This is a genomic window from Bradyrhizobium sp. MV1.5 (assembly GCF_055807615.1).
Genome location: NZ_JBVVPL010000037.1, coordinates 1 through 26,019, shown reverse-complemented (window position 1 = coordinate 26,019; position 26,019 = coordinate 1). Strand labels below are relative to the sequence as shown.

22 protein-coding genes and 1 riboswitch are annotated in these 26,019 nt (G+C 65.8%); of the genes, 13 read left to right on the top strand and 9 right to left on the bottom strand.

Features of this window, described 5'->3' with window-relative positions; all coding sequences use genetic code 11:
• Window positions 1–34 precede the first annotated feature (34 nt).
• From AC0L2J_RS27340 to AC0L2J_RS27330, 3 genes are all read right to left on the bottom strand, one after another.
• On the bottom strand, window positions 35–1,834 hold the full coding sequence (locus tag AC0L2J_RS27340; protein ID WP_473395085.1) for a heme biosynthesis HemY N-terminal domain-containing protein: 1,800 nt from the start codon (window positions 1,832–1,834) through the stop codon (window positions 35–37).
• A gap of 36 nt (window positions 1,835–1,870) precedes the next feature.
• Complete coding sequence (locus AC0L2J_RS27335; RefSeq protein WP_007604139.1) at window positions 1,871–3,097, bottom strand: COG4223 family protein; 1,227 nt, start codon at window positions 3,095–3,097, stop codon at window positions 1,871–1,873.
• A 69-nt stretch (window positions 3,098–3,166) separates the two neighbouring features.
• Window positions 3,167–3,913 carry a uroporphyrinogen-III synthase gene (locus tag AC0L2J_RS27330; RefSeq protein WP_473395105.1) on the bottom strand — a complete coding sequence of 249 codons (747 nt, stop codon included), beginning with the start codon at window positions 3,911–3,913 and terminating at the stop codon, window positions 3,167–3,169.
• A gap of 166 nt (window positions 3,914–4,079) precedes the next feature.
• Here AC0L2J_RS27330 and tsaD point away from each other — a divergent pair, with 166 nt between their 5' ends.
• Genes tsaD through AC0L2J_RS27315 form a run of 3 tightly spaced genes read left to right on the top strand, consistent with a single transcriptional unit; the run spans window position 4,080 to window position 6,552 of the window.
• Window positions 4,080–5,153, top strand: coding sequence for a tRNA (adenosine(37)-N6)-threonylcarbamoyltransferase complex transferase subunit TsaD (tsaD, locus tag AC0L2J_RS27325; RefSeq protein WP_007604136.1), 1,074 nt, complete (start codon window positions 4,080–4,082; stop codon window positions 5,151–5,153).
• Window positions 5,154–5,155: 2 nt separating this feature from the next.
• A complete protein-coding gene (locus AC0L2J_RS27320; RefSeq protein WP_007604135.1) occupies window positions 5,156–6,136 on the top strand; it encodes an NAD(P)H-dependent glycerol-3-phosphate dehydrogenase in 981 nt (326 codons plus the stop codon).
• 2 nt (window positions 6,137–6,138) lie between these two features.
• Window positions 6,139–6,552 (top strand): EVE domain-containing protein, encoded by a 414-nt coding sequence (locus tag AC0L2J_RS27315; RefSeq protein ID WP_007604134.1) that lies wholly within the window; start codon window positions 6,139–6,141, stop codon window positions 6,550–6,552.
• 102 nt (window positions 6,553–6,654) lie between these two features.
• Here AC0L2J_RS27315 and AC0L2J_RS27310 read toward each other — a convergent pair whose 3' ends face one another.
• Complete coding sequence (locus AC0L2J_RS27310; protein WP_473395084.1) at window positions 6,655–7,734, bottom strand: adenylate/guanylate cyclase domain-containing protein; 1,080 nt, start codon at window positions 7,732–7,734, stop codon at window positions 6,655–6,657.
• 100 nt (window positions 7,735–7,834) lie between these two features.
• On the opposite strand from AC0L2J_RS27310, the gene AC0L2J_RS27305 reads away from it, so the two are divergent.
• Window positions 7,835–8,290, top strand: a complete 456-nt coding sequence (locus AC0L2J_RS27305; RefSeq protein ID WP_007604132.1) for an SRPBCC family protein — start codon at window positions 7,835–7,837, stop codon at window positions 8,288–8,290.
• A 13-nt stretch (window positions 8,291–8,303) separates the two neighbouring features.
• Here the strand turns inward: AC0L2J_RS27305 and AC0L2J_RS27300 are convergent, their stop codons facing one another.
• Complete coding sequence (locus AC0L2J_RS27300) at window positions 8,304–9,473, bottom strand: DNA topoisomerase IB (RefSeq protein ID WP_473395083.1); 1,170 nt, start codon at window positions 9,471–9,473, stop codon at window positions 8,304–8,306.
• A 400-nt stretch (window positions 9,474–9,873) separates the two neighbouring features.
• Between AC0L2J_RS27300 and acs the strand changes: the two genes are divergently transcribed.
• Both acs and AC0L2J_RS27290 read left to right on the top strand, forming a co-directional pair.
• Window positions 9,874–11,820, top strand: a complete 1,947-nt coding sequence (acs, locus tag AC0L2J_RS27295) for an acetate--CoA ligase (protein WP_473395082.1) — start codon at window positions 9,874–9,876, stop codon at window positions 11,818–11,820.
• Window positions 11,821–12,278: 458 nt separating this feature from the next.
• Window positions 12,279–12,794, top strand: a complete 516-nt coding sequence (locus AC0L2J_RS27290; RefSeq protein WP_035973481.1) for a L,D-transpeptidase — start codon at window positions 12,279–12,281, stop codon at window positions 12,792–12,794.
• A 56-nt stretch (window positions 12,795–12,850) separates the two neighbouring features.
• On the opposite strand, the gene AC0L2J_RS27285 is transcribed toward AC0L2J_RS27290, so the two are convergent.
• Both AC0L2J_RS27285 and AC0L2J_RS27280 read right to left on the bottom strand, forming a co-directional pair.
• Window positions 12,851–13,438 (bottom strand): thermonuclease family protein, encoded by a 588-nt coding sequence (locus tag AC0L2J_RS27285; RefSeq protein WP_473395081.1) that lies wholly within the window; start codon window positions 13,436–13,438, stop codon window positions 12,851–12,853.
• A gap of 57 nt (window positions 13,439–13,495) precedes the next feature.
• Window positions 13,496–13,705 carry a DUF1674 domain-containing protein gene (locus AC0L2J_RS27280; RefSeq protein ID WP_063992276.1) on the bottom strand — a complete coding sequence of 70 codons (210 nt, stop codon included), beginning with the start codon at window positions 13,703–13,705 and terminating at the stop codon, window positions 13,496–13,498.
• 188 nt (window positions 13,706–13,893) lie between these two features.
• On the opposite strand from AC0L2J_RS27280, the gene AC0L2J_RS27275 reads away from it, so the two are divergent.
• The 3 genes from AC0L2J_RS27275 (at window position 13,894) to purH (ending at window position 18,872) form a co-directional block, all read left to right on the top strand.
• The gene (locus AC0L2J_RS27275) at window positions 13,894–15,240 is read left to right on the top strand and encodes an RsmB/NOP family class I SAM-dependent RNA methyltransferase (RefSeq protein WP_063992275.1); all 1,347 of its coding nucleotides are present in this window, start codon (window positions 13,894–13,896) and stop codon (window positions 15,238–15,240) included.
• A 156-nt stretch (window positions 15,241–15,396) separates the two neighbouring features.
• On the top strand, window positions 15,397–17,115 hold the full coding sequence (locus AC0L2J_RS27270) for a heparinase II/III family protein (RefSeq protein ID WP_473395104.1): 1,719 nt from the start codon (window positions 15,397–15,399) through the stop codon (window positions 17,113–17,115).
• Window positions 17,116–17,174: 59 nt separating this feature from the next.
• Window positions 17,175–17,256, top strand: a riboswitch (ZMP/ZTP riboswitch).
• Window positions 17,257–17,279: 23 nt separating this feature from the next.
• Window positions 17,280–18,872, top strand: a complete 1,593-nt coding sequence (purH, locus tag AC0L2J_RS27265) for a bifunctional phosphoribosylaminoimidazolecarboxamide formyltransferase/IMP cyclohydrolase (protein ID WP_473395080.1) — start codon at window positions 17,280–17,282, stop codon at window positions 18,870–18,872.
• A 144-nt stretch (window positions 18,873–19,016) separates the two neighbouring features.
• Here the strand turns inward: purH and AC0L2J_RS27260 are convergent, their stop codons facing one another.
• On the bottom strand, window positions 19,017–20,405 hold the full coding sequence (locus AC0L2J_RS27260; RefSeq protein WP_473395079.1) for an MFS transporter: 1,389 nt from the start codon (window positions 20,403–20,405) through the stop codon (window positions 19,017–19,019).
• 99 nt (window positions 20,406–20,504) lie between these two features.
• Here AC0L2J_RS27260 and ggt point away from each other — a divergent pair, with 99 nt between their 5' ends.
• Complete coding sequence (gene ggt, locus AC0L2J_RS27255) at window positions 20,505–22,256, top strand: gamma-glutamyltransferase (protein ID WP_473395078.1); 1,752 nt, start codon at window positions 20,505–20,507, stop codon at window positions 22,254–22,256.
• A gap of 144 nt (window positions 22,257–22,400) precedes the next feature.
• On the opposite strand, the gene AC0L2J_RS27250 is transcribed toward ggt, so the two are convergent.
• Window positions 22,401–23,066, bottom strand: a complete 666-nt coding sequence (locus AC0L2J_RS27250) for a glutathione S-transferase family protein (RefSeq protein WP_063992271.1) — start codon at window positions 23,064–23,066, stop codon at window positions 22,401–22,403.
• 150 nt (window positions 23,067–23,216) lie between these two features.
• Here AC0L2J_RS27250 and AC0L2J_RS27245 point away from each other — a divergent pair, with 150 nt between their 5' ends.
• The 3 genes from AC0L2J_RS27245 (at window position 23,217) to AC0L2J_RS27235 (ending at window position 25,954) form a co-directional block, all read left to right on the top strand.
• Window positions 23,217–23,813, top strand: a complete 597-nt coding sequence (locus AC0L2J_RS27245; protein WP_473248838.1) for a DUF2239 family protein — start codon at window positions 23,217–23,219, stop codon at window positions 23,811–23,813.
• Window positions 23,814–23,902: 89 nt separating this feature from the next.
• The gene (locus tag AC0L2J_RS27240) at window positions 23,903–25,273 is read left to right on the top strand and encodes an MATE family efflux transporter (RefSeq protein ID WP_473395077.1); all 1,371 of its coding nucleotides are present in this window, start codon (window positions 23,903–23,905) and stop codon (window positions 25,271–25,273) included.
• Window positions 25,274–25,339: 66 nt separating this feature from the next.
• Window positions 25,340–25,954 (top strand): 2-hydroxychromene-2-carboxylate isomerase, encoded by a 615-nt coding sequence (locus AC0L2J_RS27235; RefSeq protein ID WP_035973478.1) that lies wholly within the window; start codon window positions 25,340–25,342, stop codon window positions 25,952–25,954.
• Window positions 25,955–26,019 lie beyond the last annotated feature (65 nt).

Genomic DNA, 26,019 nt, shown 5'->3' with positions numbered 1-26,019 from the left:
AATTGGCAAGGTGGCGCCGGCTCCCAAATGCCGCTCACCCGCCCCAGCGAGACCAGAATCCGCGCCAGCCGCCGGCCTGGGCCTTTGCATGGTCCCTGGGCGTACCGATTTGTTCCGTAAATTCATCGCTCGGACCTTCGTCATCGATCCCGGGATCATCCGGGGCGCGGACGATCGGGATGACGGCGGGAATAGGTGCTGGTGCAGGTTTGCCGAGGTCGGCGCGTGTCCTGAACACCGGCGTCGCCGCCGCGGGCGATGATTCGGCGACCTCAGGGGCCGGTTTGACCGGCTCGGCTGGCGTGACGGCCGGCTCTCCCTTGACGGTTTCTTTGGCGGTCTCCTTGGCGGTTTCCTCTAGGATTTCCTGGGTCTCAAGGGGCGGCGAATTGTCCTGCGCGGCAGGCGCCGGATCCGGCGCGATGACAGCCGGTTCCACGGAGCTCTCGCTCGGGGCCGCCGTCACCCGCTTCGGCGGCGGGGCGGCCAGCATGGCTTCCTCGAAGGCCGAGGATTCGATCGTGTCGCCCTTGCCGGAAGGAAGGCTAGCGACCGGCGTTTGCCACTGGAAGGCGTCGAGGCGGCCGGTGACCGGGGAAACCGGACGCCAGCGATCGCTGACATAACCGTCCGCGGTCCAGGCCGGATCATGGCGGGCGCGCACCGCGCGCAAGGTCCAGGCGCGGGCCCGGCCACCGTCACCATGCTCCGTGCGCTCGAGCTCGGCCATCAGCAGCGCCACGCGCTGGGTCGGATCGTTGACGTAAGGCGCCAGCACCGCGCGCGCACGGGCGAACTCAGACGCATCGATCGCGGCGCGCGCGATCGCCAGCTGGCCCTCGACATAACCAGCCTTGTCGGCAGGAATCTTGGCAGCAAGCGTCTCGACGCGCTGCAAGCGCTGCCGCGCGGAATCGCCGAGCTTCACATGCGCATAGGCATCCGCAAGATCAGGATGCGGATTGGCGAGCCAGGCGGTTTCCACCAGCTTCATGGCGCGGCGCACCTGATGCGCCTCGCTCTCGAATTTTGCAGCGAGCACCGCGGCCGGAACCAGGGTCGGCGCGAGCTTGACCGCCTGCATCACGCTCTCGCGCGCGACGTCGCGGTCCATCGTTTCCAATTCCAGCGCGCGTGCGGCCAGCAGCACGCCGCGCTGGCGGCGATAGGCCTGCTTGTCGATCAGGCCCGCGGACAGATTCGAATCGAGGATCGCGATCGCGCCGCTCCAGTCGCCGCGCGCGCAGCGGAAGCCGAGCACCGCCTGCGAGGCCCAGGTCGAGGACGGCGACAGCTTGATCGCTTCCTCGGCGATCATCACCGCGCCGACCGCATCGTCGGCGCGCTGCGCCTCGATGAACAGGCCGCGCAGACCGAGCAGGCGCGTGTCCTCGCGCTCGGCCATGACACGGAAGACACGCTGGGCCTCGTCGCGATTGCCCTCGAGCTGCGCGGATTGCGCATGCAAGAGAAGCGCAAGCGGATCGTTTGCGGCCAGCCGCCGCGCGGTATCGGCGTGACGACGGGCAAGCGCGGTGTCGCCATGGCCGATCGCAAGCAGGCCGTGGGTGATGGCGTGGCGACCGCGAGCATGACGCCTTTCGTGACGACGGCGGCGCAGACGTCCCGGAGCGCGCCAGACCATCGTCAGCAGGCTCCAGACCAGCACGACTGCCGCGGCAAAGAGGCCAAGCAAGAACACGAATCGGGGAAGCGTTGTTGTGACGCGGAAAGCGCCCGCGGTCAGGACGAGGTCGCCGGGCTGGTCGGCAACCCAGGCCGCGCCGGCCGCCGCCAGCGCGATCAGGACGAGAAAGAGGACGATGCGAAGCATGACGATCCCTATACGCGCTGATTGTTGCGCGAACCTTTATTGACCAGGCTTGACGAGATCCGCCATGGCGGCGTCGGCGAATTTGCGTGAGGCGGCGAGCGCGGCGTCACGGGCATCGGCCTTGTCGAGCCAGGCTTGCGCCGGTGCACGATCGGCCTCGGGCAGCGTCTTCAACTCGCGCCGTGCCTCGACGAAATCGTTGCGCAACGCAGCCGCCGTCACCCGCGCGACGATGGCGCCACGATCGTTGCCGACCCCGTCGGTACGCTCGATGCGGACGAGTTTTGACGCCCCCGCCTGAAGGCGCTCGACGATTCCGGTGCCGCTGGCCGGGGCTTCCGCCGGCGGCGACAATTTTGGCACGATGTTGAGGAGCTCGCGACTGAGCGCAACCGGCGTCGGAATGCCAGACGATGCAAAGGTGTCGAGCGGCTTCAGCATATCCGGCTTTGCTGCCAGCGACCGCGCCGCAGCGAGTTGCGACACATAAGCGTCGCCGTGGCGAACGGCTACGTCGAGCAGGGCTGCCGCCACCACATGGCGCAGCGGCTTGTCGTCCGTCGCCTTTGCGTCGGCGATCTTCTCGCCCTGCTGTGCGAGTTCCGCACGTTCGGTCTTGCTGGCACGCTCGAGTTGCGCGAGGCGGTCGTTGAGAGCGGCAAGATCGGGCGCGGCAGCGCGTGGCGCCGATGTCGCGTCGTTCAGGGCGCTTGCCGTTTTGTCGGACTGCGTGCGCAGATTGGCGATGTCGCTGCGCAGGCTCGTTGCGGATTTCTCCAGCGCGTCGATCCGCGCCACCATGGCCGGATCGGCGGCAGGCTTGCCCGCCTTGGCTTCGACCGCGGCAACGCGTCCGCTCAGCGCGTCGACGGCTGCGCCCGTAACTTGCGGAGCAGCCGGCGGCGCCTGCACCGCAGGCCAGCCCAGCATCCAGCCGACCGCGATCACAATGGCGGCTGCGACGGCGCCGGAGAACGGAGCGATAACCCAGGGTGAAATCGACGGCGAGACCGACGCGGACGCAACGGAAGATTCCTCTTCGGCAGGTTCGGGCTGCGGCTCGGCATTGGCTTGTTCGGACTTGTCTACTTCAGACTTGCCCTGCTCATGCGCGGCCTGTTCGGTCGGGGCCTGAGGCTCGCCCGCCACCTCCTGCGGCTGGGTCGAGACTTCGGTTGCCTCGAGGTCGATGGTGGGCGGGATGCGCTTGGCGCGGCCGGACTCGGGAGCCAATCCTGCGTCTTCAGGCTTGTCGTCGGCCATCGTGACGGTTCCTCACACTTACCTGCCTTGAACGAACGGATCCGATTGCGTCGGATTCGGCCCGACCTCTTACGCCAAACGGGTGCGCAAAGCACGCTCCAAGGTGTCAAATAAGGCATTTTCGTCCGGCGTCGCCGCCACCAGAACCTGCGAGGCACCGGCCTCGCGCAGCACGCCGGCGACCGTCTCGGACAGGCAGCATTGCGGGATCGCCAGAGCCGAGATTTCGACACCTTCCGCCCGCGCGGCCTCCAGGAAAGCCCGCGCGCTGCGCCGGGAGTAGTGCAGCACCGCCTCGATCCCATGGGCGGCAAAACCCTCACAGACATCGCGCGGCAACAGCTTGACCGGGGCCATGCGATAGGTCGTCTGCGTGACGACGTTGAAGCCTTCGGCGCCCAGCTCACCGCCGAGGTCGCGCGAGAGATCCGCGCCCGCGAGATAGAGCAACGTGCTCTTTTTCTTCAGCCGCTTGTCGCGCGCGCTCTCCATCACCTTGTCGCGCAGGGCCGCGGCGTCGCCGCCGGCGACGATCACCTCGGCAAAGCCGGCATCGCGCCCGGCGGCGGCCGTGTGCTCGCCGACGGCGAACAGCGGCAGTTGCAGGAGACCAAGGTCCGGTAATTGTGACGCGACGGCACGGATCGCATTGGCCGATGTGACAATGACGGCGCTGTAGCTCGTTTCACTCTCGTCATGGAAGGCGACCGGCTCGAACTTGAGCACCGGCGCGAGCAGCACCACATGACCCCGTACACGGAGATTTTGCGACGTCGCCTCATTGTCGGGATGCGGCCGTGTGACAAGAATGGACATCGCTTGTGTTCCCGAACCACGTGGCGGTGGCGCTTTCACGAGGAACGGCCGCGCGTGACGATTGCGTTGGCCGACCCCGGAATGCTACCGGACGTACCAGAACTCTGCTTTGCGGATCAGCGCAAGGGGGGGGTGAGAAGGGCGCAAATTGGATAACAATTCGCCAATGCTGGTACTGGGCATCGAAACCACCTGCGACGAGACCGCCGCGGCGGTGATCGAGCGTGCGCCTGACGGCAACGGCAAGATCCTGTCCAATATCGTATGGTCGCAGGTCGAGGAGCATGCCCGTTTCGGCGGCGTGGTACCGGAGATCGCGGCCCGCGCCCATGTCGACCTGCTCGACGGCATCATCGACCGCGCCATGCACGAGGCCGGCATCGACTTCGCCCAGCTCGACGGTGTCGCGGCCGCCGCGGGCCCGGGACTGATCGGCGGCGTCATCGTCGGGCTCACCACCGCGAAGGCGATCGCGATGGTGCACGGCACGCCGCTGGTCGCGGTGAACCATCTGGAAGCGCATGCGCTGACGCCGCGCCTGACCGACGCACTCGAATTTCCCTATTGCCTGTTTCTCGCCTCGGGCGGCCATACTCAGATCGTTGCGGTCACCGGCGTCGGCCAGTATGTGCGGCTCGGTACCACCGTCGACGATGCGATCGGCGAGGCCTTTGACAAGGTCGCGAAGATGCTGGGGCTGCCCTATCCGGGCGGGCCGCAGGTCGAGCGCGCAGCAGCCAGCGGCGATCCCGCGCGCTTTGCGTTTCCGCGGCCGCTGCAGGGACGCCCCGACGCCAACTTCTCGCTATCGGGATTGAAGACGGCGGTGCGCAACGAAGCAAGCCGGTTGGCCGAGATCACGCCGCAGGACGTCAGCGATCTCTGCGCGAGCTTCCAGGCCGCCGTGCTCGATTCCACCGCCGACCGATTGAGCGTCGGTCTCAAACTTTTCCGCGAGCAGTTCGGTGCGCCGCGTGCGCTGGTGGCGGCCGGCGGCGTCGCCGCCAATCAAGCGATCCGCGGCGCGCTGCATGACGTTGCGAGGAAGGCCGGAACACAACTGATCATGCCGCCGCCGGCGCTCTGCACCGACAACGGCGCGATGATCGCCTGGGCCGGCGCCGAACGTCTCGCACTCGGCATGACCGACACGATGGAAGCACAGCCCCGCGCGCGCTGGCTGCTCGATGCGAACGCGACGGCACCGGCCGGATACGGCAAGACACGCGCGGGATTCTAGCAATGACAGCGTTCCGATCGGTCACGGTGATCGGCGCGGGCGCCTGGGGCACGGCGCTGGCGATGGTGGCGGCGCGGGCCGGACGGAACGTGACGCTGTGGGCGCGCAATCCCGAGCACGCGAAGCGAATCGCATCGAGCCGCGACAATCCGCGGCTGCCGGGCATTCGGCTTGCGCCGGAGATCATCGTCACGAGCGACCTGGGCCTCGCCGCGCGCGCGGACATGCTGCTGATCGCAGTGCCCGCGCAGCATCTGCGCGGTGCTGTCAACATGCTCGCCTCGCACCTGGAAAAGCCGGTGCCGATCATTGCCTGCGCCAAGGGCATCGAGCACGGCACCCATAAATTCATGACCGACGTGATCGCCGAGGCCGCGCCTCACGCGCAGCCGGCGATCCTATCGGGCCCGAGCTTTGCCGACGATGTCGCGCGTGGCCTGCCGACCGCGGTCACGCTGGCGGCGAGGGAGGAAGCGCTGGCCAACAGCTTGGTGCAGGCGCTGGGCTCGACGACCTTCCGGCCCTATCACTCCACCGATGTCCGCGGCGTCGAGATCGGCGGCGCCGCCAAGAACGTGCTGGCGATCGCGGTCGGCATCGCGGTCGGGCGCAAGCTCGGCGCTTCCGCCCAGGCCGCACTCACCACCCGCGCCTTTGCCGAGCTGACACGCCTCGGCCGCGCGCTCGGCGCACGCAGCGAAACACTCACGGGCTTGTCTGGCCTCGGCGATCTGATCTTGACCTGCTCGAGCCCACAATCGCGCAATTTTGCGCTCGGCCTGGCGCTTGGCCGCAGCGAGCAGCCGCCCACCGGCAAGCTTGCCGAAGGCGAATTCACCGCGCCGGTCCTGATCGAGCTCGCGGCTTCGCAAAACATCGAAATGCCAGTATCGGAAGCCGTCGCATCGATCCTGACCGGCAGAAGCACGATCGATGCCGCGATCTCGGGGCTGATGGCGCGACCTTTCAAGGCAGAGGAATGAAGATGGCATACTGGCTGGTGAAATCCGAACCATCGGTGTGGTCCTGGGACCAGCAGGTGGCGAAAGGCGCCAAGGGCGAAGCCTGGACCGGCGTGCGCAATTACACCGCGCGCCAGAATCTCGTCGCCATGAAGAAGGGCGACAAGGCGTTCTTCTATCATTCCAACGAGGGCAAGGAGATCGTTGGCATCGCGGAGATTATCAAGGAAGCCTACCTCGATCCGACCGACAAGACGGAAAAATTCGTCTGCGTCGACATCAAGGCCGACAAGCCGTTGAAGAGTCCGGTGACGATGGCCGCGATCAAGGCCGAGAAGAAGCTCGCCGACATGGCGCTGGTGAAATATTCGCGCCTCTCGGTGCAGCCGGTGACGGCCGACGAATGGAAGCTCGTCTGCAAGATGGGTGGGATGTAGTTGCTGCTGTAGCCCGGATGGAGCGAAGCGCAATCCGGGAAAGTCTCCATGTCGCACGACCCCGGATTACGCTTCGCTCCATCCGGGCTACGATATCCGAGCTTACGTTTCCGGAAGCGCAAACACCTCGCATGGCGCGGCAATGCCGCGCAGCAAATGCGATCCGAGCGCGATCAGAGGCATGTCCGTCTCGGCGGCGAGCGCGCCCGACACCAGCACGGTTCTGCCGAGCGGCTTGCACAATCCTTCGAGCCGGCTGGCGAGATTGACGGCGGGACCGATCGCCGTGAAATCGAGCCGGTTGGCGGCGCCGATATTGCCCCATAGCATCTCGCCGAGATGCAGCGCCGCACCGAACGCGAGCGGCGGCAGACTTTGGGCACGGCGCTCCGCGTTGAGATACGTCATTCCGGCTTCGGCTGCGCTCGCGGCACGCAGAGCTGCATCGCACGCTTGGCGCGGTGACGCCCCGACCACCGGAAAGATGGCGAGCACGCCGTCGCCGATGAATTTCAGCACCTCGCCGCCGAAGGCGTGGATCGCGCCGGCGATTCGATCGAACCATGCATCGAGCGCCGCGATGACGCCGGCAGGTGGCGTGGTTTCCGACAGGAGCGTGAAATTGCGCAGGTCGGCATAGAGCAGCGCGGCCTGAATGGTCTCGCCGAGATCGCGCCGCAGGGGTGCCGCCAGCACCCGCTCCGCGCTGCGCTTGCCAAGATAGGCATCAAGCGTCGCGCGCAACGTGGCGCGCGCGGCAAGCACCGCAAGGGGCGTCGCGGCAAAGCGCGCGGCCTGGCGCAACTGCTCGGTCTCGTCTGCGGTGAACGGACGCGGCCCGATCCAGCCGAGCAATGGCCCGTCGGGCCGTCCGACCGCGTCTTCGTGCACCTCACCGGCCGCGATGTCGCGCAGCCAGCGGCGGCCGGCATCGTTGGGCGGGTCGGGCGCGAGGCCGCCTGGTGCGAAGCCGAGCGCTTCGATCACCCGGCCGTTCTCCGCGCGCCACAACCAGGTCCGCTTCGCGATCAACGGATGCGGCACCCCCAACGTCAGGCTGCCTGCCGCAAGCGGCACGCCGTCGGCGACCAGATGTGCGCCGAGATCCGCGAGCAAGCGGTCGGCCCCGGTGCTATCGGCGGCGACATCGACAAGCCAGGCGAGCGTCGGCGAGAGCTGCATGGCCCGATCATGGCGAAGGCAGGCCCTCTTTGTCACGGGCAATCCTTGACGGGCCGCCCGAGGGCCGCCATGTCCCACAGTCAGCCAGGGATGATCGCCGATGACCGAACCGTTCATAGTGCGACGCGAGACCCAGATCGCCGCCCCACGGGCCACCGTTTTCGCTTACCTGACCGACCCCGAGAAGATTTTGAGCTGGATGGGTTCCGACGCGACCACGGAGCCGCATCCCGGCGGGCTATATCTGCTCAAAGGCATCGGCCCCCGCGGCGGCGTCGCCCGCGGCGCGTTCCGCGAGGTCGTGCCGGTGCATCGGCTCGCCTACACGTTTGGATGGGAGGGTGGTCAGGAAGTGCCGCCCGGCTCGAGCCTGATCGAGATCGACCTGATCGAACGCGACGGCGGCACATTGCTGCGCATGACCCATAGCGGGCTGCCGACCGAGGAACAGGCTGCCGCCCACGCGACGGGATGGGCGCATTATCTGGGACGGCTCACGACCGCAGCCGCGGGCAGCGATCCAGGTCCCGACAACGGCGTTTCCACCAAGGCGTAGCGACGGAAGAAGGTCAGACCGCCGCGGTCGCCACCACCTGCTGCAAAAGCTGCTCGCGCCTGGCCTGCGAACGCTGGCCCTTCATGGTCGCGGCAAAGCGTTCGAGGATGCCGTCCTCGAACGCGGTGACGATGGTGTCGTGAACATAGCTCTTGCGGCAGATCGCCGGCGTGTTGGAGAGCTGATCGGCAGCGCCGCGGATCGCGTCGAGCACCTGCTTCTTGCGGCCGCGCTGGCTGGTCGCGGGCGTGATCCGCGACAACGATTCCACGACCACGGCAGAGGCCATCAGCGTGCGGAAATCCTTCAGCGAGATCTTGATGCCGGCGATCTCGCGCAGAAACGCGTTCACCTGCGTGGTGCTGACCGCGCGCACGATGCCGTAGGCATCGCGATACTGGAACATGCGCTTGCCCGGAACGCCCTGCAAAATCCCGATGGCACGCACGAGCTTGGCCGCGTCGCACTCCTTGCGCACGGCCTTGCCGCCCTTCGCCTTGAAGGTCAGCACGAAGTTGTCGTCTTCCAGCGAGACGTTGGACTTCAGCAGCGTGGTGGCTCCGCGGGTGCCGTTGAGACGGGCATAGGATTCGTTGCCGGGGCGGATCGCGGTGCGCGCAATCAGTTCGATGACGGCCGAGAGCGCGAATTCGCGGGTCGGCTCGTCGCCCGACAGGAACGCCGAGACCTTGCGCCGGATCTTGGGCAGCGCGCCGACGAGTTTTTCCAGACGATGCGCCTTGCGTTGCTCGCGGACCTTCTCCCAATCGGCGTGATAGCGATATTGCAGCCGGCCCGCGGCATCGCGTCCCACCGCCTGGAGATGCGTGCTCGGATCGGCCGAGTAGCGCACCTCGCGATAGGCCGGCGGCACCGCCATGGAATGCAGCCGCCGAATGATGCGGGCATCGCGGATGTGGACCCCGTTGGGTCGCACGAACGAATAGCCCTTGCCGCGCCTGATGCGGCGGATGGTCAGCTCGTTCTGGTCACCAAGCCGCAGGCCCAGTTCCCTGGCGAGGGCCTCGACCGTCCTCGCAGGCGCCGTGTCGAACGCTTTTTTCGGGCTGGGACGGCCGGAACCGGCCGGTTTCGGCCATTGTCCGAGGGCTTTGGCCAGCGCAATGGCAGCAGGATCGGCTGAAGCGGGCCGCATCGTCCCGAAATTCCGCTGATCCATCATAGTCTTATGCCTTAGCCCTGTCTGTTATCGGTCAATGCCGCTGTTCTGATTTTTGTTCCATGGGGTCTCGTTGGACCCGGGTTGGCCATTTAGGGTGTTCCGAACCGCATTGCGAGTCCCGAATCAGTGAGAGGCGGTTTCTAAATACCTCTGCACGGTGCATGGCGCTCTGCGCGGGCCCCTTCCGAGGATCTGGGTAAAGACCCGAAAGCCGCCCGTCGCCCTGTTTCAAAACTGCGACAGTCGCACGAAACGGCTTGATCCTCCGCATGGCAGGCTGCTCGCCGAAGGTCCAGCTTGTGCACCTTGTCGGGTCCGGTTAGCCCGACGCATAATCGGTTCAAGGATCAAGTCGGCTCGCCAGTGGTCTGTGCTCGGCTTGCCGTATGTGGAGGGAAACATGTCCGAGAAGATCTACGACGTCCCCGCGGAATGGGCGAAGCGCGCCTGGGTCGACCAGGCCAAATACAAGGACATGTACGCCCGCTCGATCTCGGACCCGAACGCCTTCTGGGCTGAGCAGGCCAAGCGCATCGACTGGATGCACGCTCCGACGAAGATCGAGAACGTCTCCTTCGCGCCGGGCAACATCTCCATCAAATGGTTCGAGGACGGCATCCTCAACGTCGCCCATAATTGCATCGACCGGCATCTCCACAGCCGGGCCAACCAGACCGCGATCATCTGGGAAGGCGACGATCCCTCGCAATCCCGGCACATCACTTACAAGGAGCTGCACGACGAGGTCTGCCGGATGGCCAACATCCTGCGCACCCGGAACGTCAAGAAGGGCGACCGCGTCACCATCTACCTGCCGATGATTCCGGAGGCGGCCTACGCGATGCTGGCCTGCGCGCGGATCGGCGCAATTCACTCCGTGGTGTTCGCCGGCTTCTCGCCCGACAGCCTCGCGCAGCGCATCAACGACTGCCAATCCAAGGTGATCATCACAGCGGATGAGGGCCTGCGCGGCGGCAAGAAAGTGCCGCTGAAGGCCAATGTCGACGCCGCGCTCGCCAAGGCAGACGGCGTCGACTGGGTCGTCGTGGTCAAGCGCACCGGCGGCGCGGTCGAAATGAATCCCTCGCGCGACCTCTGGTATCACGACGCCGCCAAGATGGTGACGACCGAGTGCCCGGTCGAGCACATGCACGCGGAAGATCCGCTGTTCATCCTCTACACCTCAGGCTCGACCGGCCAACCCAAGGGCGTGCTGCACACCTCCGCCGGCTATCTCGTGTTCGCCGCGATGACGCATCAATACGTCTTCGACTATCACGATGGCGACGTCTACTGGTGCACCGCCGACGTCGGCTGGGTCACCGGCCACAGCTACATTCTGTACGGACCGCTCGCCAACGGCGCGACCACGCTGATGTTCGAAGGCGTGCCGAATTACCCGGATAATTCGCGATTCTGGAACGTGATCGACAAGCACAAGGTCAACATCTTCTACACAGCGCCGACCGCGATCCGCGCGCTGATGCAGAGCGGCGACGCGCCCGTGAAGAAGACCGCGCGCGCCAGCCTGCGCCTGCTTGGCTCGGTCGGCGAGCCGATCAATCCGGAAGCCTGGGAGTGGTATCACCGCGTCGTCGGCGACGACCGCTGCCCGATCGTCGACACCTGGTGGCAGACCGAGACCGGCGGCATTTTGATCACGCCCCTGCCCGGCGCCACGAAGCTCAAGCCGGGCTCGGCGACGCAGCCGTTCTTCGGCGTGGTGCCCGAGATCGTCGACGCCGACGGCAACGTGCTGGACGGCGAGACATCAGGCAATCTGTGCCTGACGAGGTCATGGCCGGGTCAGATGCGCACGGTCTATGGCGATCACGCCCGCTTCGAGCAGACCTATTTCTCGACCTACAAGGGCAAATATTTCACCGGCGACGGCTGCCGGCGCGATGCCGACGGTTATTACTGGATCACCGGCCGCGTCGACGACGTCATCAACGTCTCCGGCCATCGCATGGGCACGGCCGAAGTCGAGAGTGCGCTGGTCGCACACGAGAAGGTCTCGGAAGCCGCCGTGGTCGGTTACCCGCACGACATCAAGGGCCAGGGCATCTACGCCTATGTGACCCTGATGGCCGGCATCGAGCCGACCGACGAACTGCGCAAGGAGCTCGTCACCTGGGTGCGCAAGGAGATCGGCCCGATTGCTGCGCCCGACCAAATCCAGTTCTCGCCCGGCCTGCCAAAAACCCGCTCCGGCAAGATCATGCGCCGCATCCTGCGCAAGATCGCCGAGGACGAGCCGGGCAGCCTGGGCGACACCTCGACCTTGGCCGATCCCGGCGTGGTCGACGACCTCGTCAAGAACCGACAGAACAAGAAGTCCGCGTAAGGCAGTCTCGTGCCCCGGACGCAGCGCAGCGCTCTTTAGCGGTGCGCTGCTGAGCCGGGCCATGCAACGGCAGACACTGTGGCTTTCGTGGTCCCGGCTCGGCGTCGCACCGCTTCGCGTTGCGCCGCGTCCGGGACACGGACCGCCTCCCGCATCACCGCCCCTGAAACAACGGCCGTTCACATCGTCACGCACTTGTCAGGCCGCGCCCCGGCGCCCGGGCATCTTTCCGGCTGAGTGTTGTTTTCAGGTCATTTACTTTGTTTCGAAGATTTCCTTTGTTCCCCCTGTTGGGTGGCCCTTGGCGGCCGTGCGTGGAAACCATCCGGTTAACAGGCGCGGTTAAGAATGTCGCCTGACAAGGACTTGCGACAAGACTTGCGACAAGGACTTGGCGAGCCAGCGATTGCCGGTTTTGCGTAATTTTGGACGGTCCGTTCGGGGCAAGGGGAAAATCGATGTCGATGAGGATTGCTGTGGCGCTGGCCGCCACCGTCGGGGCTGGGGTCTTGATGTCGACGGCGGCGCAGGCGCGGCCGGAAATGGTGGGGACACACCTGGCCGACTATTCGCCGGGCACCATCGTGGTCAAAACCAACGAGCGTCGGCTCTATCTCGTTCTCGATAGCGGCCACGCCGTGCGCTACCCGGTCGGCGTCGGCAAGTCCGGGAAGCAGTGGGCCGGCACCACCCGCATCGACGGCAAGTACCGCAACCCGGCCTGGGCGCCGCCCGCCGAGGTGAAGCGCGACAAGCCGACCATCCCGGACGTCATCCCGGGCGGCTCGCCACGCAATCCGATGGGCGTCGCGGCGATGACGCTGTCCGGCGGTGAATATGCCATCCACGGGACCAACGTGCCGGGCTCGATCGGCGGCTTCGTCTCCTATGGCTGCATCCGCATGCTCAACGACGACATCACCGATCTCTACAGCCGCGTCTCGGTCGGCACGACGGTGGTCGTGACGCGCTGATCGCCGGCATTGGGGTGAGACGGCAAGAGCCGCGTCTTTTGACGCGGCTTTTTTTGTCACCAGAAGCGCCAGCTCCGCGTGCACCAGCCGTCGCGATGGCCGCCATTGTAGCTTCGCGCGTAACCGCCGGCGAGCAACGCCGCCGAGACATTGGCCGTGCGTTTTGTCGCGACGTCGGCGAGAACGCGGCCATATTTATCGGAGCCGAGATTGGTGATCACCACGCCACCTTGCCCGAGCAGATCGCGCAATGCGCGGGCCGCGGCTTCGGCCTTGTCCAGCTCCTGCTGGCAGGAGGCTTTCATCTCGGGTGCATCGATGCCGCGCAGGCGAACGCGCACGACGAGATCGCGGCCGTTGCGCTGACGAACGCGTGCGAGAAAGGTGTCGCCGTCAATGGTGCGAACGACCTCGACCGGCTCACGGACGTCAGGACTTGCCTGCTGTAAGATGATTTCGGCGTCCCGCGATTGACCGTCAGTCGCACGAGGGAACGGCCAGTTCATCCCGTGCCGGAACGTGAACACCACGGCCACCACGATTCCGACCACGAACATCCACGGCAACAGGCCTGAGAAACGGCGACCGAATGGCGAGCCGCTGTATGAAGGCCGATATGGATGGCTTGGATCGAAACGCGACATCCGCGCACGCTAGGGCTGAGTCGGGCAGTCCGGCAAGCGAGCCTCAAAAGACAAGCTTCAGAAGTCGGAAGCGATGCCCTTGCGCTCCCAATCGCCATAGCGGGTCGGCTCGGGTCCTTTTGGGCCCTGCAACTCCTTTGGCGCCGCCTGGCCGTCATTTTTGGCTCGGACTGCCGCAGCCTGCCGGCGCGCTTCGGCCTCGGCCAGCGCACGCTGGGCGGCCGGCGTGAGCGGCTTGCGGTCGGGAACGGAAGGCTGGTCACTCATCGCTGGGCTTTCTAGCGCAGGGCGAGGCACAGCGCGACGCCCAATAACGCATTCCTGAAATCGGGCCCGGAGGGCTGAAAAAGCCGGAAGCGCTTCTTACATTTGGCATATTCGCGTGCGAGAGATCGCTTTCTCAAGGCATGCGCCCGTATCGGCGGAACTGCCGCTCGCTAAGAACCTTAAGCCGCATGCCTTCTCAACGTTTCGCTCCTCCATCCGAAGTGCCCGGTCTCGCGGCGCGGCGGATTGCCGCCGACATCGTCGACGGCGTGCTGCAAAAGCACCGCACGCTTGACGAGCAGCTCGACGGCAGCGGCGCCCATCCCGGACTGAAGACGCTCCCCGACCGCGACCGCGCGCTGATGCGTCGCCTGGTCGCCACCGTGCTGCGCCGGCTCGGCACGCTCGGCCATGTGCTGTCCCGCTTGCTCGACAAAGGCATTCCCTCCGACGCGCCGCGCGCGCAGAGCGCGCTGTTGATCGGCGCCGCCCAGATCCTCTGGATGGACGTGCCCGATCACGCGGCCGTCGATCTCTCCGTTCGCCTCGTGCAATCCGACCGGCGCGCCGCGCGCTATGCCGGCCTCGTCAACGCTGTGCTGCGCCGCTGCGCCCGCGAGGGCAAGGCGCTGGTGGACGAGGTTGCCGCGCAGTCGCTGGACCTGCCTCCCTGGATGCTCGCGCGCTGGAGCGCGCATTACGGCGAGACAGTCGCAAGAGACATGGCGCTCGCGCTCAGCCACGATCCTTCGCTGGATCTCACCGTGAAGTCGGACGCCGCGCAATGGGCGAGCCGGCTCCATGGCGAAGTGCTGCCGACCGGATCGGTGCGTACGGTGCTGCACGGTGCGGTGACCACGCTTCCCGGCTTCGCCGAAGGACAATGGTGGGTGCAGGACGCCGCCGCTGCGCTGCCGGCCCGGCTGTTCGGCGACATCAAGGGCAAATCCATCGCCGATCTCTGCGCCGCTCCCGGCGGCAAGACCGCGCAACTGGCGCAGGCCGGTGCGCACGTCACGGCCATCGACCGCTCGCCCGCCCGGGTGGCGCGGCTGCGCGAGAATCTGACGCGGTTGTCGCTCCAGGCCGAGACCGTCGTCGCCGACGCCGCGGAATGGGCGGGTCCTGCCGAGGGCTTCGACGGCATCCTGATCGATGCGCCCTGCACCTCGACCGGGACGATCCGCCGCCACCCCGACGTATCCTGGCTTCGGCAGGAATCCGACATCGCCGCAATGACCGCGCTCCAGCGGCGGCTGCTGCAAAAATCGGTCTCGCTGCTCAAGCCCGGCGGGACGCTGGTCTACTGTACCTGCTCGCTGGAACCCGAAGAGGGCGAGCATGCGGTCGCCGCGCTGCTGGCCGCAGAGCCTGGGCTTCGTCGGGTTCCGATCGATGCGTCCGAGGTGTCGGGGCTCAGCGAGATCGTCACCGCCGAGGGCGATCTGCGCACTCTGCCCAGCCATCTGCCGAACGCTGATCCCAAGCTCGGTGGGCTCGACGGATTTTTCGCGGCCCGGCTCGTTAAATCCTGATTTTGCACTGGATTTTGCAACCACGGCGCTGATTCGCGTCGTTCAAGGTGGTGTCGGCCGTCCGATTTTGGGATTAATAAGGATTCGTCGGAATCCTCTCCCCCATCAAGGCAAGGCGTGTCGGTCGCTCAACGCAGACGTATCTCGACGCTGGTGATGAACCGCTTCGCGCGGAACATGCTCGCGCGCGCGAGCGGCGGTTCCGTCGCCCTGTCGCGGGTCTGGCCCGGCCGCGCCGACCGGCTGATCATCGCGCCGCATGATCTGCGCACCGCGGATGCGACCCGCGCCGCCGAGATCTATGCCGGCCGCTTCGTCTTCGCCGGCAAGATCGTCAATTGCCACGGCCGTTCGATCTTCGATCTCGAGCCTCCGTCGGAGGATTGGGAGGTTGCGCTGCTCGGCTTCGGCTGGCTGCGCCATTTGCGCGCCGCCGACACCGCGCTGACGCGCGCGAATGCGCGCTCGCTGATCGAGGACTGGATCGCCAACCCTGCCAGCAAGCGCCGTCCCGTCGCGCGACGCGCCGACGTACTTGCGCGACGCGTGATCTCCCTGCTGTCGCAGGCGCCGCTGGTGCTCAACGACACCGACAACAAATTCTACCGCCGCTATCTGCGCGCGCTGGCGCGCGAAATCCGCTTGCTGCGCTACACCATGGTCAACATTCCGGACGGAGTGCCGAAGCTCCAGGTGCTGATCGCGCTGTGCTATGCGGCGCTGTGCCTCGCCAACCAGGCAAGTCACATCCGCAGCACCTCGAAAAAGCTCTCGGATGAATTGCAGCGGCAGATCCTGCCCGACGGCGGGCATGTTTCGCGCAACCCGGGCGCGCTGATCGAGCTCTTGATCGACCTGTTGCCGCTGCGGCAGACCTTTGCCGCGCGCAACATCGCGCCGCCGCCCGCGCTGCTCAACGCGATCGACCGCATGATGCCGATGCTGCGCTTCTTCCGCCACGGCGACGGCAATTTCGCGCTGTTCAACGGCATGAGCGCAACGCCCTCGGATCTGCTCGCCACGCTGCTTGCCTATGACGACACCCACGGCGCGCCGATGTCGAATATGCCCCATACCGGTTTCCAGCGCCTCGATGCCGGCCAGACCACGCTGATCATCGACACCGGCCCGCCGCCGGCGGCCAGCGTCAGCCACGACGCCCATGCCGGCTGCCTGTCGTTCGAACTATCCTCCGGCATCAGCCGCATCGTCACCAATTGCGGCATGCCGACCACGGGCCGCGACAATTGGCGGCCGTTCGCACGCGGCACGGCAGCGCATTCGACGCTGACCTATCACGACACCTCGTCATGCCAGTTCGTGGAGATGTCGGCGATGAAGCGGCTCCTGCACGGCGCTCCGATCACCAGCGGCCCCGTCGAGGTCGAGAGCTATCGCGAAATCGTGCAGAACGGCACGCTGCTCACGACGTCGCATGACGGTTACCTCACAAAATTCGGCGCGATCCACCGCCGCGTGCTGATGATCGCCAATGACGGCGCGCGCATCGACGGCGAGGACACGCTGTCGCCGCCGCAAGGCGGACGTTTCAAGGGTCCGGATGCCGATTTCGCGCTGCGCTTCCATCTGCACCCGGCGGTGAAGGCGAGCCGGCTATCCGATGCCCGCGGCGTCATGCTGGTGCTGCCAAACCGCGACGTCTGGACCTTCGAGGCGCTCGACGACAAGGTGGAGCTCGAGGACAGCGTGTCCCTGGCCGGCAATGACGGCCCGCGCCGTACCGCTCAGATCGTGATCCGCCAGGATGCGCGGCAGGCGCCCTCGATCCGCTGGAGTTTTGTCCGCTCCACCACCTCGCCGGCGATCACGAATGCCCGCAGAAATGCGCGGCGGGAGCCGGAACTTCCGCTGTAGACGCCTGCGATTCGGCCCGATCTGATCGTTGTGAAAACGACCGAAAACTGCTATCGAGCCCTCGCTCGCGCGACTGGCGACCTTGGATGGAGCACCATCGGGAAGCGCGGGACATAGCTGCCGCGCGCCTGGGCATTACTCCTTCAAGACAGAGGATCTTGCTCATGACTGACCATCCCCGCCGCGTCACTCGCGCCCTTCTCTCCGTTTCCGACAAGACCGGCCTGATCGACTTCGCAAAGGCGCTTGCCGCGCACGATGTCGAACTGATCTCGACCGGCGGCACCGCAAAGGCGATCGCCGCGGCCGGCCTTGAGGTGAAGGACGTCTCCGAGCTGACCGGCTTCCCCGAGATGATGGATGGCCGCGTCAAGACGCTGCATCCGAAGGTGCATGGCGGCCTGCTCGCGATCCGCGACAACAAGGACCATGCGGACGCGATGACGGCGCATGGCATCGCGCCGATCGATCTGCTCGTCGTCAATCTCTATCCGTTCGAAGCGACCGTCGACAAAGGCGCGGGCTTCGAGGATTGCATCGAGAACATCGATATCGGCGGCCCCGCGATGATCCGCGCCGCCGCGAAGAACCATGATGACGTCGCCGTCGTGGTCGAGGCGCAGGACTATCAGGCCGTGCTCGACGAGCTCGCCGCCAACAAAGGCGCGACCACGCTGAAGCTACGCCGGCGTCTTGCTGCAAAGGCTTACGCGCGCACTGGCGCCTATGACGCCGCGATCTCGAACTGGTTCAATCGCCAGCTCGAGATCGACGCGCCCGATTTCCGCGCCTTCGGTGGCAGGCTGATCCAGTCGCTGCGCTATGGCGAGAACCCGCACCAGACCGCGGCGTTCTATGCGACCCCCGACAAGCGTCCGGGCGTCTCGACCGCGCGGCAGCTCCAGGGCAAGGAGCTCTCCTACAACAACATCAACGACACCGATGCCGCCTATGAATGCATCGGCGAGTTCGACGCCAAGCGCACCGCGGCCTGCGTCATCGTCAAGCATGCCAATCCCTGCGGCGTCGCGGAGGGCTCCGACCTCGTCAGCGCCTATCGCAAGGCGCTGGCCTGCGATTCCACCTCGGCCTTCGGCGGCATCATCGCGATGAACCGCGCACTCGATGCCGACACCGCGCGCGAGATCACGAAAATCTTCACCGAGGTCATCATCGCACCCGACGCAAGCGAGGAAGCCATTGCCATCATCGGCGCGCGCAAGAACCTTCGACTTCTGCTCGCCGGCAGCCTGCCCGATCCGCGCGCACCCGGCCTCACCGCCAAGACGGTGGCCGGCGGCCTGCTGGTGCAGAGCCGCGACAACGCGGTGGTCGACGATATGACCTTCAAGGTTGTCACGAAGCGCGCGCCCACTGATGCCGAGATGCGCGACCTGAAGTTTGCCTTCCGTGTCGCAAAACACGTCAAGTCCAACACCATCATCTATGCCAAGGATCTCGCCACGGTCGGCATCGGCGCCGGCCAGATGAGCCGGGTCGATTCAGCGCGGATCGCGGCACGCAAGGCTCAGGATGCGGCCGCCGAGCTGAAGCTCGCCGAACCGCTCACCAAGGGCTCGGTGGTGGCGTCGGATGCGTTCTTCCCGTTCGCCGACGGCATGCTCGCCTGCATCGAGGCCGGCGCCACCGCCGTGGTGCAGCCCGGCGGCTCCATGCGCGACGACGAGGTCATCAAGGCCGCCGACGAGCACGGCATCGCCATGGTGTTCACGGGCACGCGGCACTTCAGGCACTAGATCTGTCGTGTACTAAACTCTTAACGGGTCGTCCCGGCGAAGGCCGGGACCCATAGCCCAGGAAGTAGTTTGGCGTGCGGTACTAGCCGCGTCGCGGCAACGACAAATCACGCGGTATGGGTCCCGGCCTTCGCCGGGACGACACTAATTTTCCCGCACCCGCATCAACAGCGCCAGCCCCGCGACGAAGAACACCACCAGCACGGCCATGCCGGCCTTCTGGCTCGCCGTCACCGCGGTGATCACGCCGATCAGGAGCGGGCCGATGAAGGACGTCACTTTCCCCGTCAGTGCGAACAGACCGAAATACTGCGCGATGCGGTCCTTCGGTGCGAGACGGATCAGGAGCGTGCGTGAGGCGGCTTGCAGCGGACCACCGGCTGCACCGATCAGGCAGCCCAGCACCAGATAAGCGCGCTCGGCCGCAGCGGCGAACATTGCACCGCCAGGCGCGGGCGGCGCGACCTTCATGAAGAAGATCGAATCCTTGTCGACCAGCAGGATCGCCGCCAGCGCCAGCAGCAGGACCAGCATGCTGCCGGCGATCACGCGCTTCGGCCCGAAGCGATCGTCCAGCTTGCCGCCAAACCACGCGCCGAACGCGCCGGCGATCGCGAGCATGATGCCAAACGAGCCGATCTGGATCGTGTGCCAGCCGAAAGTGCCCGCCGCATAGATGCCGCCGAAGGCAAACAGCGACACCAGACCGTCGGTGTAGATCATGTTGGCGAGCAGAAACGCCGCGAGCGATTTCTGCTGCGGCAGACCCTTGATCGATTGCTTCAGCTCCGACAGGCCTTCGTGCAGCGCCTCGCGCACCGGGCGCTTCGCCGGATAGTCCGGCGTGAACAGGAACATCGGCGTCACGAAAACGATGAACCAAAGCCCGGTCAACGGTCCGGCGGCGCGGTCGCCCTGATGGCTGACGGGATCGAGCCCGAACAGAGGTGTGAGCCCGAGCAGCGTGCGGCCGGTCTCGGGATTGGCCGCGAGCAAGCCGAGCACGATGATCAGGCTGACGATGCCGCCGACATACCCCGTCGCCCAGCCGGTGCCGGAGAGCCGGCCGATGCGATCCGGCGGCACCAAGGTCGGCATCATTGCATTGTTGAAGAGAGTGGCGAATTCCGCGCCGACGCTGGCGAGCGCGACCGCGGTGAGCAGCGGCGGAATGATCGAGGGATCGCCCGGCTTGCCGATCCACAGCGTGCAGGATGCCAGCACCAGCACTGCGCCGAATCCGGCGATCCATGGCTTCCTGCGGCCCGAAGCATCGGCGATAGCCCCCAGCACCGGCGACATCAGCGCGATCGCGAGGCCCGCGGCAGCCATCGCAAAGCCCCACAGCGATTGCCCGGTGGCGGGATTCGGCGCAATGCCGGTGGCGAAATAGGGCGCGAACACGAAGGTCGTGATCAGCGTGAAATAAGGCTGCGCAGCCCAGTCGAAGAAGATCCAGCTGACGACGGCGGCACGCGGCGGATAGATCCGCGGCGCGCCGGCGATACGCGCATCCGGGGCGATCGTCGTCACTCCATCATCCTCATCACGAACAGTTTTGCCTCTGTCGGGGCAAACCGTATAGCATTGCAGCGCTGCATGTGAACTGCCCATGGCCTTTGCGGAAGTTTGATGATGTCGTCTTTTTCGACACGGCGGACATTTTTCGCCTTCCTTGCCACTCTGGCGTTCGGACTTCCGGCCGCGACCGCGCAGGATGCGCGGCGGGCCTATGTGCCGCACGCGCGCGACACGGTGCATGCCGTTCCCGCCGAGCACGGCATGGTGGTGGCGCAGGAGAAAATATCCGCGCACGTCGGCGCCGACATCCTGCGGCGCGGCGGCAATGCCGTCGATGCCGCGGTCGCGACCGGCTTTGCGATGGCCGTGACCTATCCGCGCGCCGGCAATATCGGCGGCGGTGGCTTCATGGTGATTCACTCCACCGAGCGTAACGAAGACATCACGATCGATTATCGCGAGACCGCGCCGGCTGCGACCACGCCGCAGATCTTCCTGGATGCCGACGGCAAGCCCGACGCGGCGAAGTCGCGGGATTCCACTCTCGGCGTCGGCGTGCCCGGCACCGTCGCGGGTCTTGCGCTGGCCCTGGAAAAATATGGCTCGGGCCGGTTCACGCTGGCGCAACTGCTCGAGCCCGCAATCGCGCTCGCCCGCGATGGCTTCCTCGTCACCGACGACATTGCCGATACGCTGCCGGGCTGGCACAAGCGGCTGGTGCGCTGGCCCTCCTCGGCCAGGATTTTCTCGCGGCCCGATGGTACGCCGCTCGGCGAAGGCGACCGGCTGGTGCAGAGCGATCTCGCCGAAACGCTGTCGGCTGTCGCCGCACAGGGCCCGCGCGGTTTCTATGAGGGGCCGGTCGCGGAGAAACTCGCCAAGGCCGTGGCTGACGCGGGCGGCATCATGACGCCAGCCGATTTGAAATCCTATCAGGCGGTGATCCGCGCCCCGGTGCGCGGCACCTATCGCGGCTATGACATCGTGTCGATGCCGTTGCCGTCGTCAGGCGGCGTGGTGCTGGTGGAGACGCTCAATATCCTCGAAGGTTTTCAGCTCGCCGATCTGAAGCAGGGATCGCCGGCCTCGCTGCATCTGTTGATCGAGGCCATGAAGCGCGCCTATGCGGACCGTGCGCGCTATCTCGGCGATCCCGCCTTCGTCAACGCACCGATCGAGACACTCACCGCCAAGGACTACGCCGCCAAGCTGCGCGCAACCATCTCCGCCGATCGCGCCACGCCGTCGAAACAGCTCGTGTCCACCGCGACCTCACCGCATGAGGGTAGCAACACCACGCATTTTTCCGTCGTCGACGGCAGCGGCAACGCCGTCAGCAACACCTATACTCTGAACTTCAGTTACGGGGTCGGTCTCGTCGCCGACGGCACCGGCGTGCTGCTCAACAACGAGCTCGACGATTTCACCGCAGCGGTCGGCGCTTCCAATGCCTACGGCCTCGTCGGCTTCGAGGCCAATTTGCCCGGGCCGGGCAAGCGGCCGCTGTCGTCGATGTCGCCGACCATCGTGCTGAAGGACGGCAAGCCGGTTCTGGTGACGGGCTCGCCGGGCGGCAGCCGCATCATCTCGACCGTGCTCCAGGTGATCGTCAACGTCCTCGATTACAAGATGGACGTCGCGGCCGCCGTGGCCGCACCGCGGCTGCATCACCAATGGCTGCCCGACGAGGTCCGGGTCGAGAGCGGCTTCCCGAATGATGTGCTGCTCGAGCTGAAGGCGATGGATCATCTCATCGTCATACCGATGGGGCAGACATCGGCGAATTCGATCGCGGTGACCGCCAACGGTCCGCTCGGCGCGCCCGATCCACGCACCCGGGGCGCGGAAGCAGCGGGGCAGTAACTCTGTCCTTGCATGGCGCGAAGGCCGGCTTGCGCGCGCCGCCGCGCGTGCAACCACCGCGAGGCGAGAGAAACTGCCAGAGACGCGCGGACGCGTATTGCATGCGGACTGGCGGGCACTGTCACGCAGGGCGCAGTGAGAAACTTACCGCCCCACCTGATACGGCCCGCCCTTTTCGAGGGCGCGGCTGTACGCCGGCCGTGCATGAATGCGCTCCAGAAACGCCATCGCCTTGGGATGGCCAAGCTCGAGCCCGCCGCGTGCCTGGGCTGCTTCGAGCGGAAAGCTCATCTGGATGTCGGCGGCGGTGAACTCGTTGCCGGCGAACCACTCGCTCTTGCCGAGTTCGCCTTCCCAATAGTCCATGTGCTGCTTGAGCTGCGGATTGACCAGCGCGGTGAGCGCCTGGTTCGAGACCTTGCGCACCAGCGGGCGCAGCAACGCCGGCGCGCGCTTCGGCATCAGCGTGAACAGCAGCTTGAGCAGCAGCGGCTGCATCGCCGAGCCTTCCGCATAGTGCAGCCAATAGGTGAAGCGCAGCCGCTCAGGCGTGTTCGGCGGCGGGACCAGCCGGCCGTTGCCGTAGGTGGCGATGAGATATTCGATGATCGCGCCTGATTCGGCGATGGTGTTGCCGTTGTCGGTGATGACGGGCGACTTGCCGAGCGGATGGATGGCCCGGAGTTCCTTCGGCGCGCGCATGTCCGGCTGGCGCTGATAGCGCACGATCTCGTAGGGCACGCCCAATTCCTCGAGCAGCCACAATACGCGCTGCGAGCGGGAATTGTTGAGGTGGTGAACGGTCAGCATCGCGTGGTCCCCGAGGCTAGGCATGGTCGATCGGCCGCGCGTTCCTGCCAGCCCGGGAACGCAATGTCGAGCCATCCGGACGGATATTTTCATCCGGGTATATTGACCTTTACAATTTACCCGGGTATTAAAGCTGCCATCGCGACGGATATGGCAATGATTCCAATGCAGAAAACTTTCACCGCTTTCCAAGGGCATCGCCGTCTGGTCTCCGGGCCGGCAGGAGAGGTTGCGCTGGTCATCAAGCGGATGGCGGAGCGGCCGGACGAGCCCATCATCATCTTCGAGGACGCCACGGGCCGATCGATCGACTTCGATCTGCGCGGCGGAGACCGCGAGGTGCTGGCGCGGCTGGCGAAGCTTGTGCCGCCCCCGGTTGAGGAGACCGCATCGCCGAGCGAGCCGCGCGGCCGCGGCCGGCCGAAGCTCGGCGTGGTCGCGCGCGAGGTGACGCTGCTGCCGCGGCACTGGGAGTGGCTCAGCGCGCAAGCAGGCGGCGCCTCGGTCGCACTACGGAAACTTGTCGAAGAGGCGCGCCGTGCCAGCGGCGACAAGGACCGCGAACGGCAGGCCCGCGATGCGGCCTATCACTTCATGTCGACCATGGCCGGCAATCTGCCGCAGTTCGAGGAAGCTTCCCGCGCGTTGTTTGCGGATGACCGGCGGCGTTTCACCGGGCTGATCGCAGATTGGCCCGCCGACATCCGCGACCACATCGTCAAGCTCGCCTATAGCGACCGCGCCTAGGCGCGCGCCTTCACACAACCCTATCGACGGCCGAGCCACGCGCACTTCGCGTGGCGACGGTTCCGCACGCCCTGATGAAAGGCCAATCCATGTCCGCCGCCAAGCCGCTCTGGAAAAGTTTTCTGCGCTTCCTCGCGCCGTTGATGCTGAGCAATGCGCTGCAATCGCTGTTCGGCACCCTCAGTAACGTCTATCTCGGCCAGATGATCGGGGTCGACGCGCTCGCGTCGGTCTCGGTGTTCTTTCCGGTGTTCTTCTTCCTGTTCGCCTTCGTCATCGGGCTAAGCACCGGCGCCACGGTGCTGATCGGCCAGGCCTATGGTGCGGGCGAGCAGGGCCGGATCAAGCTCATCGTGGGCACGACGCTCGCAATCGGCCTGCTGCTCTCGATTTCAATTGCACTGATCGGCGGCATCTTCAGCCGGCAATTGATGATGATGCTCGCAACGCCCGCGGACATTCTCGACCAGGCCAGCGCCTATGCCCGCATCATGCTGCTCACCATGCCGCTCGGCTTCGCCTTCCTGCTGATGACGGCGATGATCCGCGGCGTCGGTGACGCGCTGACGCCTCTGCTGGCGCTGGCGTTGTCGACCGCGATCGGCTTGATCCTGACGCCGATTCTGATCCGGGGGTCGTTCGGATTGCCCGCGGCCGGCATCACCAGTCCGGCCTGGGCGGCGGCGATCGCCAACGCGTTGACGCTGGTCGCGCTGGCCGCCTATCTGCTGCGGGGGAAACATGCGTTGGCACCGGACGCTGCACTGCTGCGCCATCTGCGGCTCAATCGTGTGGTGCTGGGACAAGTCCTCGGCATTGGACTGCCGAGCGCGATCGGCATGGTGGTGATGGCGATCGCCGAGCTGGTGCTGCTCGGCCTTGTCAACGGCTTCGGCTCGAACGCAACCGCAGCCTATGGCGCGGTCAACCAGGTGATGGGCTACACGCAGTTCACGGCGATGTCGATTTCAATCGCGGTCTCGATCCTCGGTGCCCAGGCGGTCGGCCGCGGCGACCGAGCGGGGCTCGACGGCATTGTGCGCACCGGACTTGCGTTCAACATCGTCCTGACGGGCGGGCTGGTGGCGATGATCTATCTCGCGCCGCGCGCCGTGCTCGGTATCTTCATCACCGAAGACACCGTGCTCGAGCTGGCGAAGGGCTTGCTCCACATCGCGCTGTGGAGCTCGGTGCCGTTCGGCCTGGCGACGGTGTTTTCCGGGGCGATGCGCGCTGCCGGCGTGGCGCTGACGCCAATGCTGCTCGCGATCTTCGCCATTGGTGCAATCGAGCTGCCTTCCGCAGTGATCCTGAGCCGCACGATCGGCCTTGAGGGTGTGTGGGCCGCCTATCCGATCGTGTTCTGCGTCATGTTCCTTTTGCAGATGGGCTATTACCTTCTGGTGTGGCGCAAACGGACGATCCGCGTCGGACATGACGACATCATCAAGAGATTATGACCGTCATTAAAAGGTGGACCGGCGGCGTGCGCTGCGCCACAATGCGGAAAAGCGACGTCAGGGAGGATGATTTTGACCCGCACAGCCCCGCAATTCCTGTTCGATTTCGGCAGCCCGAACGCCTATCTCAGCCATCTCGCGATACCCGCCATCGAGCAGCGCATCGGCGTCAAATTCGAATATGTGCCGATCCTGCTCGGCGGCATCTTCAAGTCAACCAACAACAAGTCGCCGGCCGAGACGCTTGCCGGCATCAAGAACAAGCGGGAATTCCAGGCGGTCGAGACCGAGCGCTTCGTCAAGCGCTTCAAGGTTCAACCCTACGTCATGAATCCATTCTTCCCCGTCAACACGCTGAACCTGATGCGCGCGGCGATCGCGGCGCAGCTCGAAGGCGTGTTCGAGACATATGTCGAGGCCGCATTCCACCACATGTGGCGCGAGCCGAAGAAGATGGACGATCCGGAAGTCGCGGCCAAGGCGCTGGCGTCCTCCGGCCTCGACGCGCAAAAGCTGTTCACCCGCGCCGGGGAACCTGAGGTGAAGGGCAGACTGATCAAGAACACCGAGGAGGCTGTCGCGCGCGGCGCGTTCGGCTCGCCGACCTTCTTCGTCGGCGACGAGATGTTCTTCGGCAAGGAGCAGTTGCGCGAAGTCGAGGAGATGGTGTCGGGGAAGTGATTTTCGTATGATGGACAGATCGAGCCATCATCTCCGATGTCGTCCTGGCGAAAGCCAGGACCCAT